Here is a 16139-nt window from a genome sequence, read left to right as displayed (position 1 = left end):
GCCATCGCCCCTTGGAGAGCCTGAAGCTGTCGCACGCTCATACGCTCTCCACGGGAACGTCTCCCGGCTGTACCTGGCCGCCGAAATAGGCGGCGCGTACGGCTTCATCGTTACGGATCGTCTCGCCGTCGCCCTCGGCAATCAGCTTGCCGCGCGCGAGGACGATCATGCGATCGGCAAACCCGAACACAATGTCCATGCTGTGCTCGGTGAAAAGCACAGCCAACCCGTCCTCGCGCACGAGGCGCTGGGTCATCGCCATCATCTCGTGACGCTCGGCGGGCGCCATGCCGGCCGTCGGCTCGTCCATCAAGAGCAGTTTCGGCCGGTTCGCCAGGGCCATCGCGAGTTCGACGCGCTTGACGTCGCCATACGAGAGCGTCCCGCAGCACCGCTTCGCATCGTCCGCCATGCCCACACGTTCAAGCAGCGCCAACGCTTCGCGTCGATAGAACTCCGCCGCCGGCGACCACATGCGCAACAACCGCTTGCCGTACGAGAGCAGCGCCATCTGTACGTTTTCCAAGACCGTCATCGACCCGAACGTCGCGGAGACCTGAAACGTGCGACCCACGCCGAGGCGCCAGATGTCGCGCGGCCGCACGCCGACAATTTCTTGGCCGTCGAAGCAGACCGATCCGCATGCCGGACGAAGCTGCCCATTGATGATGTTGAAACAGGTGGACTTGCCTGCCCCGTTCGGTCCCAGCAGCGCAAGAATCTCCCCGGCGTCCAACTCGAACGAAACGTCATCGACGGCTGTCACGTTGTCGAAAGCCATCGTGATGTGCTGCACGGAAAGCAGACTCATCGCATCTCCCGAGCCGGCGTGTCGCCGAGACCACGGCTTGAGGACCCGCGCGAGCGGAACCTGCCGAGTGCGTTATCGACACTGCCGACGAGACCGTCGGGAAACAAGATCACGATGAGCAGAATGATGGCGCCAAGCAGCGCATGCCAATAGCCACCCGCGCGAGCGACCGTGTCGTAGAGCCACGTGAAGCCCGCCGCGCCGGCCACCGGCCCGATCAACGTCTGCAAGCCTCCGAGCATCACCATGACCAGGCCGTCGACCGATTTGCCGACGCCGATCGCCTCCGGTGAAATTCCGCCTTTCGAAAACACGAACAACGCACCGGCAAGCCCGCACCACGCCCCTGCCGCGCCGAATGCGAGCCAGCGGATGCGGACGACGTCGATGCCGACCGCCTCGGCGCGCATCGACGAATCGCGGCATGCGCGCAACGCGAGCCCGAACGGCGAGAAGAGCATGCGTCGCAAGACAAAAACGCCTGCCGCGCAAACAGCTAAAGCGACCCAGTAATAAGCGGCGGGCGTCGCGAGCCACGGCGCGGGCCACACGCCGATGAGGCCGTCGCTACCGCCGAATGCGTCCCATTGCGACACGGCGGCCCAGATCAGTTGCACGAGGGCGAGCGTCAGCATCGCCAGATAGGCACCCGATAGGCGCACGCAAAAGTAGCCGAAGAACAGCGCGAACAAGCCGCCGATCACGGGCGCGGATACGAGCGCGACCTCCATCGGAACATTGAACCGTGTCACGAGCAGCGCGGCGCCGTACCCGCCGATCCCGAAGTAGGCGGCATGGCCGAACGTCTGGATGTTGCCGGGTCCCAGGATGAAGTGCAGGCTCGCGGCGAAGAGCGCCGCCACCATCATGTCGACGAGGAGCACGCTCGCGTACGGATAAATCGCTTGCGTTGCCGGCACGCAGGCCAAAAGAGCAAGCGCGCCGACCGCGACGACGCGTGCCTTGCTGCCCCACGGCAAGAGTGGCTCCGCGGCCGCGGCGACACGCTGCGCGGGCATCTGCCCTTTACCGAACAGCCCGGTCGGCCGTGCGATCAGTACGCACGCCATCGCCGAAAATTCCAGCACCAGCGTAAGTTTCGCGAGCGGCACATCGAAGCCGCCTATCGCTACGTGACCGATACCGATGCACAGCACTTTCAATTCGGCGATCGCAAGCGCAGCCAGATAGGTGCCGGCGATGGACCCGATTCCGCCCACGACGACCACGGCGAACGCGTCGCAGATCGTCTCTAGGTCGAGACCGAGCGTGGCCGGAGCCCGAGGAAGCTGCAATGCGCCGGCGAGCCCCGCGAGAAAGCAACCGAACGCAAATACGCCTGTGAAAAGCCATGCCTGATTGACGCCGAGCGCCCCGGCCATCTCGCGGTCGTGCGTGGCGGCGCGTACGAGGATGCCGGCGCGCGTCTTGTTCACGGCCCACCACAGTGCGCCCAGTACGACGGGCGCCACGACAATCAGCACGACGTCGTATTGCGGAATGCGTCCGCCTAGCAATGCGATCGCGCCGCCCAGGCCGGGCGCACGCGGGCCGAAAAGGTCCTCGGGGCCCCATGCATAGAGCACGGCATCCTTGATGACGAGCACGAGCGCAAACGTCGCAAGAAACTGAAACAGTTCGGGGGCGCGATAGATGCGGCGCAAGACGGCGATCTCGAATGCGCCCGCGACGCAGGCGGCGACAACGCCGGCGAGCGGCATGGAGATCCAGAACCCGAACGACCCGCCGATTCGGCCCGCCAGCGTGTAGGCCAGATAGAGGCCGAGCATGTAAAACGAGCCATGCGCGAAGTTGACGATACGGCTCACGCCGAACACTAGCGAGAAGCCGACCGCCATGAGAAACAGCGTCGATGCGTCGGCGAGCCCGTTGATCAGTTGCAAAAGCAGGCTCGATGCGCTCACCGCGTCATTCCTCGCGAAACGCGTGCGGCGCGCTCAATCGGCATGGCGCAGCTTCTTGACTTCGGCATCGCTCGGCTGCACGGCCGCACCGTCGACATAGGCAAAGCTCGTCATCACGGGTTTGCCGTCTTTGATGCCCGTGCGGCCTACATAGGCCCCCATGGTCGACTGATGATCCTGCGGCCGGTAGCGGATCGCGCCGAACGGCGTGACGACGGAAAGGTCGCTGAACGCGGCGCTCACTTTGTCGGGATCGGTGCTGCCGGCTTTATTCAGCGCCGCCGCGATCGACATCATCGCCGAATAGCCGACGACGGACCCCATGCGCGGCGTATCGCCGTAGCGCTTGCGATATTCGTCGACGAACTTTTTGTTTTCGGGTGTCGCGACGGAATACCACGGATAGCCGGTCACGATCCAGTTGGCAGGTACCTCAGTTTGCAGCGCGTTCAGATACTCGGGCTCGCCCGTCAGCATCGACACGACCGCGCGTCCTTCGAACAGCCCTCGCGTATTGCCTTCGCGGACGAACTTCACGAGATCGGTAGCGAACAACACGTTGAAGATGGCGTCGGGCTTTGCATCGGCAAGCGCTTGCGTCACCGCGCCGGCATCGATTTTTCCGAGCGGCGGCGCCTGCTCGGTGACGAACTCCACGTCGGGCTGCGCCGCTTTCATGAGCCGCTTGAACGTGGCGACCGACGATTGCCCGTATTCGTAGTTGGGATACACGATCGCCCAACGCTTCTTGTTGAGCTTGACGGCCTCGTTGACGAGCATCGAGACCAGCATGTAGGTGGACGGACGCAGACGATAGGTATAACGGTTGCCGTCTGCCCAGACGATCTTGTCCGTCAAAGGCTCGGCGGCAAGAAACGGTATCTTGCGCTGCTTGGCGTAATCGGTGAGCGCGAGCCCCGTGTTGGATAGGAAGCTGCCGAAGAGCAGCGAGACGCGCTCGCGTGTCACGAGCTCTTCGGCCACGCGCACGGAATCGCTCGGATTGCCGCCGTCGTCGCGCGAGACGACTTCAAGCTTCTTGCCGAGCACCCCACCCGATGCGTTGACCTCGTCGAGTGCCATCTGCCAGCCTTGCCGGTACGGCTCGAGGAACGCGGGTTGCGCCTTGTAGCTGTTGATCTCCCCAATCTTGATCGTGCTTTGCGCGAATGCGCTGCACGCAAGCACGAGACCGGCCAGCAACGCTGCGACCTTCGAAGTACGCAAGAAATTCGTCATGATTCGCTACCGGTTGCCGATTGAGGGTTGACTGCGATATTCGAGAAACGTGCTCATATCGGGAAAATCAAGGAATTGGGAATCAATTCGCTATCGAACAGGCATATGCGCGATTCGAAGCGCAAGCCTTGCGGCGTCTTGCGGATCCGATCGAAATAGCGGCCCGTGTTGTAGACCTCGCTGAGCTGGTTGCTCTTCGTCTTCAGCACGACGTAGTTGGCTTCCACTTCCCACACGTTGCCGCTCGTGCTGCGCACGAAGGGGTTGTCGACGACGTGCCGCTGGTAATGCGGATCGAAGAAGAACGTCTCTTTGACGCTGTAGACGCGGTCCTTCAGCATCCCCTTGCTTTCGAGGTGGAGCAGCGCGAGCGGCAAGCCTTGCTCGTGGTTTTCGCGCGGCATGATCTTATAGGTGCAATCGTCGACGAAAAGCTCCGGCCAACGATCCCATTCGCCCGAATCGAGCGCGTGACTGTAGCTGGCATAGAGTTGGACGAGCGCGTAATAGTCGTTGATTTCGAGCATGCTCAAGCCTCCATGACCCTGCGCCAGTAGTCGTACATGCCGCGCATGAGCGTCTCGCTCACGATGTGGTCGGTATGTAGATCGATTTCGCGCCCGCCCAATTCGGTCAGCGTCTTGCCGTAGGGATTCGATGCGAAGCTCTCCTGCACGCACTCGACGACTTCGCCGTCGTCCGCCGACACATAGCCCGCCGGCCCCATCAAATTCGCTTGACGCAGACGCCGCTCGGTCATCGCGGCATCGTCGGATTCGAGTCCGAAATAGGTCCAGACGTAATCGAACACGCCGGGCGAGACGGGGCGGATGCGCCGCGTGACGAGCGAATTGACGTTCTGCTGAATGATCACGCTCGGCATGAGCGTCAGCATCACGACGGTCGGCTCGCCCCACCAAGGCTCGTCCTGAACGTCCAGCAGGCGGTTGTCGTTGAGCTCCATCTGGTTTTTGAAGCTCGTAATCCCGACCGTGGCCTCGCCTTTGCCGCCTTCGCTACGCTTGCCCACCATCGCCCCGTGGCGATGATGCTTGTCCATGACGAGTTCCGACTTGTTGTCGGCACGCCAAAGCCCGAAATTGACGAACCAGGTATGGAGCAGACCGCCGTGATACGGGTCCTTGATGTTCTCTTGAATCAACTTCCAGTTGCCGGGGATACGCTGGCGCTGGTACCCGAGCAGCGTCAGCTTCGGCCCGTGAAATAGTCGGTCGAAGTACACGAGAATCTCCGGCCCGAGGAATTCCTCCAGAGGCTCGACCTCGTGATCGAAGCTCGCGAACACGACGCCGCCGCGCGTTGCCACTTTCAGTTTGACGAGGCCGTGATCCTCGCGCCGAAAATCGGCGGGCATCCCGCCGTTGACCCGACCGCCCTGCTTCATGCCGCGCAGGAACGGCACGCCTTGCAGATCGCCGTTCAGGCTATAACTCCACTGGTGATACGGGCAGCGAAATTCGGTTGCGTTGCCGGCGTTCTTGCGACAAAAGCGCATGCCCCGGTGGGAACAGACATTCTCGACCACACTCACACTGCCGTCCTCTTTCCGCGTCATGATGACCTGACGCTCGCCGATCTCGGTCAGGCGAAAATCACCGGGATTGGGTATCTCCGCTTCGAGTCCGATATAACACCAATGCTTCGTATAGAAGAATCGTTCGAGCTCGCGGCGATAGACGTTCTCGTCCGTATAGATCGGAAACGGTGTGCGCGTGATTCCGTCCGGCAACAAATTGGAATGCGAGAAAGACATCAATAGCTCCTCAAGCGGGTGAATGTCGGCACCCAATGCCGCACGGAAAGCCTGATGAAATCCGAAAATAACCGACTAGCGGTTATCGAAACCTAGGCGGACACGGCAATGCACCGACCGGAACGGTCAATCCATTACGTGCGCAAGGAAGTTCCATGCTATTTCACAAATGGCGCTTTTCTCTGGGTTCGATGAGTTCGACGCGCAGTTCATGAAAGCACAGGACGGGACGTTCTTGTTTTTTGTCGCGGCCCATATTACCAGTCATTTATTTCGCGTCAAGCGCTCGCAACACCGGACTGTCAATTATGACGGATTATTGATATATCGATTCGATAGCTACTAAAAATGGTTGGCTCGCATACTAATTGCGCATTAGTCGATTAATCCGAACAAATCATTGGCACGGCCGTGCTGCGACGATCGCGCCGCCTCGTCTTCATGGTTATACTGGTTGCGCCAACCGTGACGCGAGACGGTCGGTCTCCATTTTGCCGTCAAGCCACTGCACCGAGGGACGATGAACACCGTTGGACCACAAGACGCCGATCGCACGCATGGACAGCGCGCCAAGCGGCTTGCGACCGACTCTTGGTGTGTCGAATTGTTGCCGCGTCACGCCTATGACGTGACCTATACGCCCGAACAAGCGGTGATTGGCTTCGCCTTCGAGTCTCAGCTCGGCACCCATGCCTTTTCAAGCGATCGCGTCAGGCCGTTTTTTGCCAAACCCAACAGCTTGGCTTTCGTCCCGGCGGGCTGCGCGGTGTTCTCGTCGTCGCAGGAAGGCGGGGAATATCTGCGCGTCACGATAGCCGGCCGGAAGCTCGATGAGGCATTACCCCAGCGGCAATTCAATGACTTAATCGATCCGGCCGCAATCGATGCGGCGCAAATCATCCGGAGTCAGTTACTCACCGGCGCGCCATCCAAGCTGTTGCTGGAGGAACAAGTCATCATCCTCTCGGAGCGCGTCGGGCGCATTTTGGCTGGGCGTACGACAGGCGCCAAAGCGGCCCGTTCGATGACATCCGCGCGGTTGCGGTTGATCGATGAGCTCATCGAATCGTCCATCGATCAAGACATCACGATCGAACTGTTAGCCGACGCGGTCGGTCTGTCCGAGGCATTCTTCATTCGCGCCTTCGCGGCGGCTACAGGAAAAAGCCCTCATAGTTATCTGATCGACCGTAGACTCGCCAGGGCCCGCACACTCCTAACCACGTCTAAGTTCGATTTGCGCGAGATCGCGCTCGCAGTGGGATTCTCCTCCCACGCCCATATGACAGCCGCTTTTCGGGCCCGGTACGGGATCACGCCGAGTCGCTTGCGGCCGTCGGCATCCATCGAGGATAAAAGACGGCTAGATCCAAGTTCGAGCCGCTGAACTCGCAGGAAAGGCGTTCCTTATTTCGCCCTAGGCTCTTCCGGTGAACTTGCATCCGTCCGACTGGTGCGGTCGAGGTGATGTGCGTGCCCCCGCATGGAATGACACGCCCTTCGCACTCCCAATATCGCGCATCCAGATGCTCCGGGTGCGGATATACCCTTACTTCGTCGCCTCGATCGACATATGAGTTGGCGAGCCGTTCGATCTCGGCCACTTCATCGAGCGTGATGCGATTTTCCACGACGAAGTCGAACCGTGCGGCGCCGACTTTGATGTGACAACCGATGATGCCTAAAATCGCATCGGGGCGGATATCGGTTATCCCTAGAAAAAGCAAATGCGAAGCGGTGTGACTCAACGATAGCTGAGCGCGGCGTAGCCGGTCAATCCGAACGGTGACCTCCGACCCAACCTTCGCTTCCCGCAGCACGGCGGCGTCGTCTTCATGAATGACATGCTCGATAATCCCATCGACTTGGATGTCGGGGAAATTGGGCATTCTTAGAGGATTGCCATACATTTTTCGGGCATCGATAAAGCGCATCTCGCGGCGATCATCGAGGACAATCACGCCATGATCCGCTTCTTGTCCACCGCCTTCCGGATAGGCAACCGTTGTATCGAGTTCGATATGGTTTCCGTTAATCTTTACTATCTTCGCGGGACATTCGCTCAAGGACGGATTTTCGTAATACAACTTGCGCGTGTTTCGACCCAATGAAAACATAACGTTCCAACCGCTAAAGAATGGAATGAATATCGGCGCACCCGGGCGCCTGCATCCGGCAGCCCCTGTCGCTCACAGGCTGCGATGCGCGTGTCCCGATGCGGTGCACTTTACGCAAGATGATAGATAGCCGGAGGCGTCCCGCTATCAAAAAACTGACCCAGAATGTTCGGCTTCGTGCCGAATGGCGTCAGATCGGCGACTCCCACGCTCCACCGGCACTTGTCGACGGGCTCACGCGATGGCGCCATTGGGCGAAGCCCTCGAACACGGGAATCTTTTCGAAGAGAAGCCCCTCGCCGAAGGGACCTAAAACGTTCTCATCCCCCTTGAGGATGCCGGCTGAAAAACTACCCAAGGCCGCGCCCAGGATGCGCTTGGTCGTTGCATAGACGTACACGTTTTCTTGGAAGGACATGTCCGATCTCAACGCATCGGCAAAAGCCGCGATATTCTGCGTTACCCAACGGCCCGCCATGCAGGAGAACAGATAGATGCGTGTCGGTCGAAAAAGCGCGAACGCTCGGATCAAATCGCCGCTATCGATTCGGAAACAGGGTTTGCCGTCGGTGACCGGATGCCCTCGAAGATCGACGTTCGGATTTTCCGCGCCATGACCGACCCAGACCACGACGTTCGGCCCCGGAAAACGCAACGCCGCCTCACGCAAGAAATTTAGATTGCTGATCCGATTGTGCGTGAAGGTCACGCGCAATATGCAGTCCGCCCGCTTAAAAGCGACCGGCGCGCGAATGCCCTGGCTGTCCATGTTATGAAGCACGATCAGCGCCATGGCATTCCCCAGCATGCGAGCGTTGAACCCAATGACGGCCACGTCCTTTGCCGGCATCGAGAAACGAAAACCCCGAATAACTAGACTAGTTGAACGGACGACGTTTCTCAACCACTAACCAAACCGGGTCGAACCAAGGCCGAGAGGCTAAGGGAACGCATTGAGCGCGCACGCCCTCACCACCCGTACTTCAGCTCGAGGCCGGCATAGTCGGCATTGCGCCCGCCGGCTTCGCGCACGGCGCTTCCCACTTGAAAATGCACCGCTTCGATCGACCCGATCAAGTTCGCGGCGATCGTCCAGTCCGCCCGCAACTGCACGTACATGCCCGTCCACGAACTGCCCTTTCCGGCCGTACCGGGCACGGCTTGATTCGCCTGTTGGTACACCGCATCGCCCGTAGTTTCTCGCCATTGGAAACCCAGCGCGCCCAACAGCGCCAAATTGGCCGACGGCTTCAGCGTAATGGAAGGCTTCACGTGGATTAAGTTTGCATAGCCCGTGTAGCCCGCCAGCGTAAAGTAGTATCCGTTCGGAAACAGTGCATTGAACGTTTCCACTCTGCCATCGTTAGGATGTCGATCGCCGGATGCGGCATCGATCTGCAATGCCACACGCGGTTTCCAAGCGGCATCGAACGAATAGCCGGCGATCGAGCCGATCGCCCATGCGCCGACCGTGCTCTGGCCTACCGTGCCCGTCTGAAGCATGGCCTCGACGTCCCAATCGAACCGATTGTGGGTGCCCGTATAACGCAAGTCCCATACATCCCGATGCTCATTGCCAACGGCATCGATGAAACGCGCGTTGCGCCGATTAAAGCGCGACCAATAGCCGGACAAATCGCCGGGACCGACCGATTGCCGTTCGAAACGCACGCCGCTGAACGTGATACTGCGGTTCGAAACGTCGTCGAAATCCGACGCGTAGCGATTTTGCACCGGTTGGGTGGCGTAAGCGATGAAGCGCCACTTTCCGACCTCATAATCTGCCCATGCCCCGTCGAACGACTGACGGACATTGGGGCCGTCGCGCACCGAAATGAACCGCTGCAAGTCGAACGCCATTTGCTGCCGCCCTACGCGCACTTTGAGGGTCCCTGCGCCGAGCCCGCCGGAATACGTGGCGAATAGCTGCTCGAGATCGAGCGGATTCTTGTCCACCGGCGTAACGTTGTTCTTGCCATAGGCACGGGCGTCCTCCAGCTGCACGAAGAACTGCCAATGGTTTGCGATACGGGCATCGGCATCGACTTCGATTCGCTGAATCAGATACGTATCGCTCTTCCCTGGCCCGATGCCGAATAGAGGCGCATCGTTGGTTTCGACGCGCTCGCGCAGATTTGCCCCGAGCGAGAGATAAGAGCCGCTACCTGAACCGAGCGGAATATACTTCAGCCCATCGAGCGGCTCGCGCGGGACACAGGGATTCGCGAGCACCGACCAGTCCTCCTGCCAGCGATTGAACATGACGACCGGGCGCTTGCTGTCGCAGGCGCCGGTTGCCGCATCGCCGGAAGAAGCCGCAGAACTGGCCGCGCTCGCCGGCTCGGCGAGCGCATCCGCGAACGCCAAGCCGGAATGTGCCAGGCATAGGCCCGTCACGGTCGCCAGGCCCGCGGCCGTTCGAATCTTGCACGAGGGCCTGCCGCCCGAGCGCTTCGAAAATCTCATCGAGCCTCGCTCACTTCGCCAAGCTGTCGTGGATCTCGGCGATATAGCCGCCGGGGAATTGCACGATGGCCGCATTACGACCATCCGAGGCGAACGACGGCACGAGCACCTTTACGCCGGCGGCCTGCGCCCGAGTCAACGTGGCGTCGAGATTCGATACTTCGTAACCCGTCAGCTCGCGTCCGAACGGGTACGGCAAGTGGCCGTCGGATACGATCACGGTCATCTTTCCGAAGCCGGACTCGATACGTACGCGGCGATAGGTATCGCCCGGGCGACCGATCTCGACGCCGGGCGCATGCGTGACGTCGGACACGACTTTCCCATGCGAGAAGGCGACGAAATCGCGAATGAGTTTGTCGGCGCTTTGGCTCGACACATAAACCCGGTTCTCCGGAACGGTTTGCAGCGGATCGTAGTGCGGAGCCTGCGTGTGCCAATACAACTGCATATGCAGGCCGCCGGGCCACGAGACGATCGCATCGCGACCGATCGGATCCGGGAACGTGTCGACGACCACGTCGGCGCCGTGCGCGCGTGCCGACGCTACCGCCGCGTCCATATCGGTGACGAGGTAGCCGGTGCGCTCGTCGCCGAACGGGTACGGAATCGGCGTCTTGAACCCGAAGACGGAAATCGTGCCGGACGGCGTGAAGACGAGTTGCGACATCGTCTGGCTGGGCGTCGGGGTGACCTGAAAGACGCCCTGTTGCGACTTCGTGCCGCCGAACGTCGCGACGAAGCTATCGGTAAATCGATCGAACGCGTCCGGGTCGACATAAACGTGCGTCGTATCGTACTGCGGCCCGACCGCGACCGAGGTCGCCGAGGGCTGCGATACCGTCTTCGCGAACGAGATGGGCGCGGCCATCAATACGCCGGTCGTCATCAATGCCGCGAGTGCGATGCGAATGCTCTTCATCGAGGAATCTTCCTTTCGTTATTAGCCGTTAAGTGCGTGGCGCAAGCCCGATCGCGCGCTCAGGCGGCGCGATCGGATGCCATACGCGAAGAATCAAACCGCCCAGCAGGAGCAACCGAATGCGCCCCAAAAGCCCTTTGCATCCGAAGTCGGCAATGCGCTCGTCCAAGCTTGCGCATGCGCATGGCCATGCAGCCCGCAAGCGCTCGCGCAGCCACACGATGCAGCGGCTAAAGCCGCACGCTGTAGCGGTGCGCCCTCGCCGCTCTTAGCGCCCCATCCCGCGTAGCCGCCGTATTGACGTACCGGGGACCAGTCGGGCATTGCTGGGGGAATCGGGGCGTCGAATTCGGAGAATGGCCCCGCGCCCCAGACGACCTTGCCGCCGACAACCGTGAGCAGCGACGTCGTGGTCGCGATATCGTCCTCGGCGCATGCAAAGAAATCGCGATCCGGAACGATCGCATCGGCGAGCTGGCCGACCGCAATGCGCCCCTTCCTGCCCTCCTCGTTCGAGAACCACGTGACGTACTCGGTCCACATGCGCAACGCCGTCTCGCGATCGAGCAAATTGCGCCGCGGGTAGAGCCGCATCCCGCCGACGGTCCTCCCGGTGACGAGCCACGCAAGCGACACCCAAGGGTTGTACGATGCGACGCGCGTGGCATCGGTACCTGCCGACACTTTGAGGCCCTTTTCCAGCATCTTCGCGACGGGTGGGGTCGCTTCCGCCGCCTGGGCGCCGTAGCGTTCGACGAAGTATTCGCCCTGGTATGCCATCCGGTGCTGTACCGCGATGCCGCCGCCGAGGGCTGCGATGCGATCCATCGAACGCTCGGAGACCGTCTCCGCATGGTCGAAAAACCAATTGATGCCGGCGAGGGGAATATCCTTGTCGACTTTCTCGAAGACGTCGAGCGCTCGGCTGAGCGTCTCGTCATAGGTCGCATGCAGCCGCCAAGGCCAGCGATTTTGCGCGAGCACGCGTACCACCCCTTCGAGTTCGTCCTCCATGCCGGGCGCCAGTTCGGGGCGCGCGACGCGGAAATCCTCGAAATCGGCCGCCGAGAAGACGAGCATCTCGCCCGCGCCGTTGTGGCGGAAATAATCGGTGCCGTCGTGATACTTGACCGTGCGAGTCCAGTTCACGAAGTCTTCTTTCTCCGCATTCGGCTTTTGCGTGAAAAGGTTGTAGGCGATGCGTATCGTCATCTCGCCCGCCTCGTGCAGCTTGCGAATGACTTCGTAGTCGTCGGGATAGTTTTGCGAACCGCCGCCGGCGTCGATCGCACCGGTCACGCCGAGACGGTTGAGTTCGCGCATGAAATGGCGCGTCGAATTGTATTGGTATTCGATCGGTAACTTGGGGCCTTTCGCCAGCGTTGCATAAAGAATCGCGGCATTGGGATTGGCCAGCAGCAGTCCGGTCGGATTACCCGCGGCGTCGCGTACGATGACGCCGCCCGGGGGCTCCGGCGTATCCTTCGTATAGCCGACGACACGCAGCGCCGCCGCGTTCAGGAGCGCGCGATCGTACAAATGAAGGATGAAAACCGGCGTATCGGGTGCGATCGCGTTGATCTCTTCGATGGTGGGAAGCCGCTTCTCGACGAACTGATGCTCGGTAAAGCCGCCGACTACGCGAACCCATTGCGGGGCGGGCGTGATCGCCACTTGCCGCTTGAGCATCTCCATCGCGACTGCGAGGGAGCTTACGCCGTCCCAGCGCAGCTCCATGTTGTAGTTCAATCCCCCGCGGATCAAATGCAGGTGATTGTCGATCAGCCCCGGCAAGAGGGACCGTCCGCCCAAATCGATGACCTTCGTTTGACGGCCCGCGAGCGGCATGACGTCCGTCTCGGTGCCGACCGCGATAAAACGCCCATCGGCGATCGCCGCTGCGCTCGCGACGGGGTTCGAGCGATCTAGCGTGGTGATCCGTGCGTTGTGCAGAATCAGGTCGGGTTGGATGCTGCTTGTGCTCATTTGCGTTGCCTCGCTTGCGAACTGCGACTAGATGCCGAACAACGGCCGAAGGGTGGGAAATGCCTGCGCGCCGAGCGACATGCCCAGCAGGCCGACCAAGGCGATCAGCGGCGGCGCAGGCGAGCGCACCTTGATCGCGCTATACATCAGGCCAATCAGCGCGCCCGCGCCGAGGGACACAAGGTAAGATTCCATACGGTCAGTTCTTTGACGAATTTGAAAACGGATAGGCGCCAAACCCATTGCCACATGCAAAACGTTCCTGATTTAGAGGCTTGGACGATCTTCACGCGCGTTGCCGAGACCGGGTCGTTCGCCAAAGCGGCCGAACAACTCGGCATTTCGCAACCGACCGTTTCCAAAGCGATCGCACGCCTCGAACGACGGCTCGGCACGATGTTGCTGTACCGCACGACACGCAGCCTTTCGCTCACGCCCACCGGCGAATCGCTTCGGGAGCGCGCCCTTCAACTGCTGGCCGACGCCGAAGCGTTCGAAACCGAAGCGTCCGCCGGCGCGTTGGAGCCTCACGGCCTCGTACGAATGAACGCGCCGATGTCGTTCGGCTTGAAGTACCTCGCCCCTCTGTTTCCCGCGTTCTTCGAGCGCTACCCGAGCGTCGACATCGACCTCTCGCTGACCGACCAGTTCGTGGACATCGTGTCGGGCGGCTACGACCTTGCGATACGCGTTGCCGACTTGACCGATTCCTCGTTGCGCGCACGGCAGCTTTGCTCGATACGTCGCCCGCTCGTCGCATCGCCCGCCTATCTCGACAAGCACGGACGTCCGCGCCACCCAAGCGAACTCGAACGGCATACGAGTTTCATCTACACGAACTCGCCGACACCCGAGTATTGGCGCTTCACGCATGCGACGTCCGACGAGGAATACGCCGTGGCCGTGCACGGCCGCATTCGCACCAATAACGCCGAGGCGTTTTTGCCCGCGCTGATCGCCGGCCAAGGTCTCGCGCTCCAGCCCGAATACCTCGTATGGGACGAACTCCAGCGCGGCGAACTCGAGCAAGTCATGTGCGATTGGCGCATTGCCGATATCAACGTGAATCTCGTCACGCCGCCCGGTATGCTACGCACCGCGCGCGTCACTGCCTTGATCGAATTTCTCGTCGAACACTTGGCGCATGCGCCCTGGGCGGTGCTCGCGGCTTGAGCGTGCGAAGGACGGCACCGCCCACGCAGGCCGCGATATCCGCGGACCTGCGCGAACGCGATCAGCGCGCCGGAACGGCCGGCATGGCCTCATGCGGCGTAGCCGTGCGCTGCGACGCCTTGTGGACCATCGTGTAGGCGTAGTCGATGCCCATGCCGTACGCGCCCGAATGCTCCTTGGCGATCGCCATCACGGCGTCATACGTTTCGCGGCGGGCCCAATCGCGTTGCCACTCGAGCATGACTTGTTGCCACGTCATGGGCACCACGCCGGCTTGCACCATGCGCTGCATCGCGTAGTCGTGTGCATCCTTCGACGTGCCGCCGGACGCGTCGGCCACCATATAGATTTCGTAGTCGCCCTCGAGCATCGCGCACAGTGCGAACGTCGTGTTGCAGACTTCGGTCCACAGTCCCGCCACGACGACCTTCTTACGGCCATTGGCGGCCAGCGCGTCGCGCACCTTTTGGTCGTCCCAGGAGTTCATCGAAGTCCGCTCGAGGACCTTTTGATTCGGGAACACGTCGAGCAATTCCGGATACGTGTAGCCGGAGAAGCTTTCCGACTCGACCGTCGTGATCGTGGTCGGAATGTCGAATACTTTGGCCGCCTTGGCGAGCCCGACGACATTGTTCTTCAGCGCCTGCCGGTCGATCGATTGAACGCCGAACGCCATCTGCGGTTGCTGATCGATGATGATCAATTGGCTGTTCTGCGGCGTGAGTACTTCGAGCTTTGCGTTGCTCATATCGCGAGTGTCCTTCGATTCGGGAATTGGTTTGGTTGCCTACTCGGCGCGACTGAATTCGGTGCGCTGCCGCGTTCGGCCGGCGAGCCGCTTGCTTGCGAGCCCTAGGTATTTGACACGCAAACTCGACGGATGAACAATGAAAAAACCGGAATTAATCTGATTCAGAAATTTAGGCCTTAATTATTCTGAATTCTCTTTTCCGCATGCGAAAAAGCCGATACGCTTGCAACTCGTATTCGCAGCAAATCCCACGCCGCCGTCCGCCAACGAGAGCCATCATGAAGCCGTACATCCTTTCCTTGCTCGCCGGCCTGCTGGCCGGAATCGTTTATTACGCGATCGGCGTCCAATCGCCGGCGCCGCCGGCCGTCGCGCTGGCAGGCTTATTAGGCATGCTGGCCGGCGAGCAGATCATCCCTCTCGTCGGACGAATGGCATCCGGTCTGAAACTTCGGGCAGCTTGGCGAGACGCAAAGTGCAGCGCGCACATGTTCGGCGCGCTGCCGGGTTCGGAAGCGCGCGATGCATCGAACGAGCGCAAGCCGGTCTAAGGGCCGGTGCTCGTCGGCCGGGGGAGAAAGTGAACGGATAAGCATGAGCAACGGGCCATTTGCCGTTTCGGTGGGGCTGGTGAGGGGCAGCACAGAAACCCTCCTGATTTACTAGTCCCTATCAAAGCCTGGCATACGCTTAGACTCGTGAGGATCGCTCGCAACGGTCCGCGCGATTTTAGGCGGGGGCCCAGCAGCAATAGCTGCCGCTGCCGCCGCCTCCCCGCGCCTAACAAACTCGGCAGCGCTCTCCGGAGCAGAAGACGACGCGGCAGCCGCTGGCAAGGGCAAGGGCAACGGCCCCATTGTCGTCGTGGTCGACAAATGCGCCATCGACGACGCACCCGGATGCCACGCTGCGGGCGCTGCGGCAGCCGGCCTGCGCGCGCCCGGAAGCACAAGTCGATTCACCGGAGCAGCAGGT

Annotated in this window: 15 protein-coding genes; 3 read left to right on the top strand and 12 right to left on the bottom strand. The window is 61.0% G+C overall.

Annotated elements, in window-relative coordinates; all coding sequences use genetic code 11:
- Window positions 1-37: 37 nt before the first annotated feature.
- From AB1286_RS26000 to AB1286_RS25980, 5 genes are read right to left on the bottom strand one after another with little or no spacing between them, the layout of a single operon-like run.
- Complete coding sequence (locus AB1286_RS26000) at window positions 38-811, bottom strand: ABC transporter ATP-binding protein (protein ID WP_430366105.1); 774 nt, start codon at window positions 809-811, stop codon at window positions 38-40.
- Window positions 808-2736, bottom strand: coding sequence for an ABC transporter permease (locus AB1286_RS25995; RefSeq protein ID WP_430366104.1), 1929 nt, complete (start codon window positions 2734-2736; stop codon window positions 808-810). Before AB1286_RS25995 ends, AB1286_RS26000 begins: the two co-directional genes overlap by 4 nt.
- A 33-nt stretch (window positions 2737-2769) precedes the next feature.
- A complete protein-coding gene (locus AB1286_RS25990) occupies window positions 2770-3975 on the bottom strand; it encodes an ABC transporter substrate-binding protein (RefSeq protein ID WP_430366103.1) in 1206 nt (401 codons plus the stop codon).
- Window positions 3976-4028: 53 nt separating this feature from the next.
- Complete coding sequence (locus AB1286_RS25985) at window positions 4029-4502, bottom strand: aromatic-ring-hydroxylating dioxygenase subunit beta (protein WP_430366102.1); 474 nt, start codon at window positions 4500-4502, stop codon at window positions 4029-4031.
- Window positions 4503-4504: 2 nt separating this feature from the next.
- The gene (locus tag AB1286_RS25980; protein ID WP_430366101.1) at window positions 4505-5749 is read right to left on the bottom strand and encodes a Rieske 2Fe-2S domain-containing protein; all 1245 of its coding nucleotides are present in this window, start codon (window positions 5747-5749) and stop codon (window positions 4505-4507) included.
- Window positions 5750-6377: 628 nt separating this feature from the next.
- On the opposite strand from AB1286_RS25980, the gene AB1286_RS25975 reads away from it, so the two are divergent.
- Window positions 6378-7136 (top strand): helix-turn-helix transcriptional regulator, encoded by a 759-nt coding sequence (locus AB1286_RS25975; RefSeq protein WP_430366100.1) that lies wholly within the window; start codon window positions 6378-6380, stop codon window positions 7134-7136.
- On the opposite strand, the gene AB1286_RS25970 is transcribed toward AB1286_RS25975, so the two are convergent.
- From AB1286_RS25970 to AB1286_RS25945, 6 genes are all read right to left on the bottom strand, one after another.
- A complete protein-coding gene (locus tag AB1286_RS25970) occupies window positions 7063-7638 on the bottom strand; it encodes a hypothetical protein (RefSeq protein ID WP_430366099.1) in 576 nt (191 codons plus the stop codon). The genes AB1286_RS25975 and AB1286_RS25970 overlap by 74 nt on opposite strands.
- Window positions 7639-8056: 418 nt before the next feature.
- Window positions 8057-8716 (bottom strand): hypothetical protein, encoded by a 660-nt coding sequence (locus AB1286_RS25965; RefSeq protein WP_430366098.1) that lies wholly within the window; start codon window positions 8714-8716, stop codon window positions 8057-8059.
- A 119-nt stretch (window positions 8717-8835) separates the two neighbouring features.
- Window positions 8836-10332 carry an alginate export family protein gene (locus AB1286_RS25960; RefSeq protein ID WP_430366097.1) on the bottom strand — a complete coding sequence of 499 codons (1497 nt, stop codon included), beginning with the start codon at window positions 10330-10332 and terminating at the stop codon, window positions 8836-8838.
- A gap of 10 nt (window positions 10333-10342) precedes the next feature.
- Window positions 10343-11254: a glyoxalase gene (locus AB1286_RS25955; protein WP_430366096.1), complete on the bottom strand. Its 912-nt coding sequence runs from the start codon at window positions 11252-11254 to the stop codon at window positions 10343-10345.
- Between the two features lie 93 nt (window positions 11255-11347).
- Window positions 11348-13240, bottom strand: coding sequence for an amidohydrolase (locus AB1286_RS25950; protein ID WP_430366095.1), 1893 nt, complete (start codon window positions 13238-13240; stop codon window positions 11348-11350).
- Between the two features lie 27 nt (window positions 13241-13267).
- Window positions 13268-13435: a DUF1427 family protein gene (locus AB1286_RS25945; protein WP_430366094.1), complete on the bottom strand. Its 168-nt coding sequence runs from the start codon at window positions 13433-13435 to the stop codon at window positions 13268-13270.
- A 54-nt stretch (window positions 13436-13489) separates the two neighbouring features.
- Here AB1286_RS25945 and AB1286_RS25940 point away from each other — a divergent pair, with 54 nt between their 5' ends.
- Window positions 13490-14413 carry a LysR substrate-binding domain-containing protein gene (locus AB1286_RS25940; protein ID WP_430366093.1) on the top strand — a complete coding sequence of 308 codons (924 nt, stop codon included), beginning with the start codon at window positions 13490-13492 and terminating at the stop codon, window positions 14411-14413.
- A 61-nt stretch (window positions 14414-14474) separates the two neighbouring features.
- On the opposite strand, the gene AB1286_RS25935 is transcribed toward AB1286_RS25940, so the two are convergent.
- Window positions 14475-15161 (bottom strand): hydrolase, encoded by a 687-nt coding sequence (locus AB1286_RS25935; protein WP_430366092.1) that lies wholly within the window; start codon window positions 15159-15161, stop codon window positions 14475-14477.
- Window positions 15162-15442: 281 nt separating this feature from the next.
- Between AB1286_RS25935 and AB1286_RS25930 the strand changes: the two genes are divergently transcribed.
- On the top strand, window positions 15443-15715 hold the full coding sequence (locus AB1286_RS25930) for a DUF1427 family protein (protein WP_430366091.1): 273 nt from the start codon (window positions 15443-15445) through the stop codon (window positions 15713-15715).
- Window positions 15716-16139 lie beyond the last annotated feature (424 nt).

This window comes from Trinickia sp. NRRL B-1857 (assembly GCF_050470685.1).
Classification (GTDB): Bacteria; Pseudomonadota; Gammaproteobacteria; order Burkholderiales; family Burkholderiaceae; genus Trinickia.
The sequence above is the reverse complement of the archived record's forward strand: the minus strand, read 5'-3'. Positions and strand labels throughout refer to the sequence as shown.

Coding starts and splice junctions, on each gene's coding strand:
- AB1286_RS26000 (WP_430366105.1), bottom strand. CDS start 811: ATGAGTCTGCTTTCCGTGCAGCACATCACGATGGCTTTCGACAACGTG.
- AB1286_RS25990 (WP_430366103.1), bottom strand. CDS start 3,975: ATGACGAATTTCTTGCGTACTTCGAAGGTCGCAGCGTTGCTGGCCGGT.
- AB1286_RS25985 (WP_430366102.1), bottom strand. CDS start 4,502: ATGCTCGAAATCAACGACTATTACGCGCTCGTCCAACTCTATGCCAGC.
- AB1286_RS25980 (WP_430366101.1), bottom strand. CDS start 5,749: ATGTCTTTCTCGCATTCCAATTTGTTGCCGGACGGAATCACGCGCACA.
- AB1286_RS25970 (WP_430366099.1), bottom strand. CDS start 7,638: ATGCCCAATTTCCCCGACATCCAAGTCGATGGGATTATCGAGCATGTC.
- AB1286_RS25965 (WP_430366098.1), bottom strand. CDS start 8,716: ATGCCGGCAAAGGACGTGGCCGTCATTGGGTTCAACGCTCGCATGCTG.
- AB1286_RS25960 (WP_430366097.1), bottom strand. CDS start 10,332: ATGAGATTTTCGAAGCGCTCGGGCGGCAGGCCCTCGTGCAAGATTCGA.
- AB1286_RS25955 (WP_430366096.1), bottom strand. CDS start 11,254: ATGAAGAGCATTCGCATCGCACTCGCGGCATTGATGACGACCGGCGTA.
- AB1286_RS25950 (WP_430366095.1), bottom strand. CDS start 13,240: ATGAGCACAAGCAGCATCCAACCCGACCTGATTCTGCACAACGCACGG.
- AB1286_RS25945 (WP_430366094.1), bottom strand. CDS start 13,435: ATGGAATCTTACCTTGTGTCCCTCGGCGCGGGCGCGCTGATTGGCCTG.
- AB1286_RS25940 (WP_430366093.1), top strand. CDS start 13,490: ATGCAAAACGTTCCTGATTTAGAGGCTTGGACGATCTTCACGCGCGTT.
- AB1286_RS25935 (WP_430366092.1), bottom strand. CDS start 15,161: ATGAGCAACGCAAAGCTCGAAGTACTCACGCCGCAGAACAGCCAATTG.
- AB1286_RS25930 (WP_430366091.1), top strand. CDS start 15,443: ATGAAGCCGTACATCCTTTCCTTGCTCGCCGGCCTGCTGGCCGGAATC.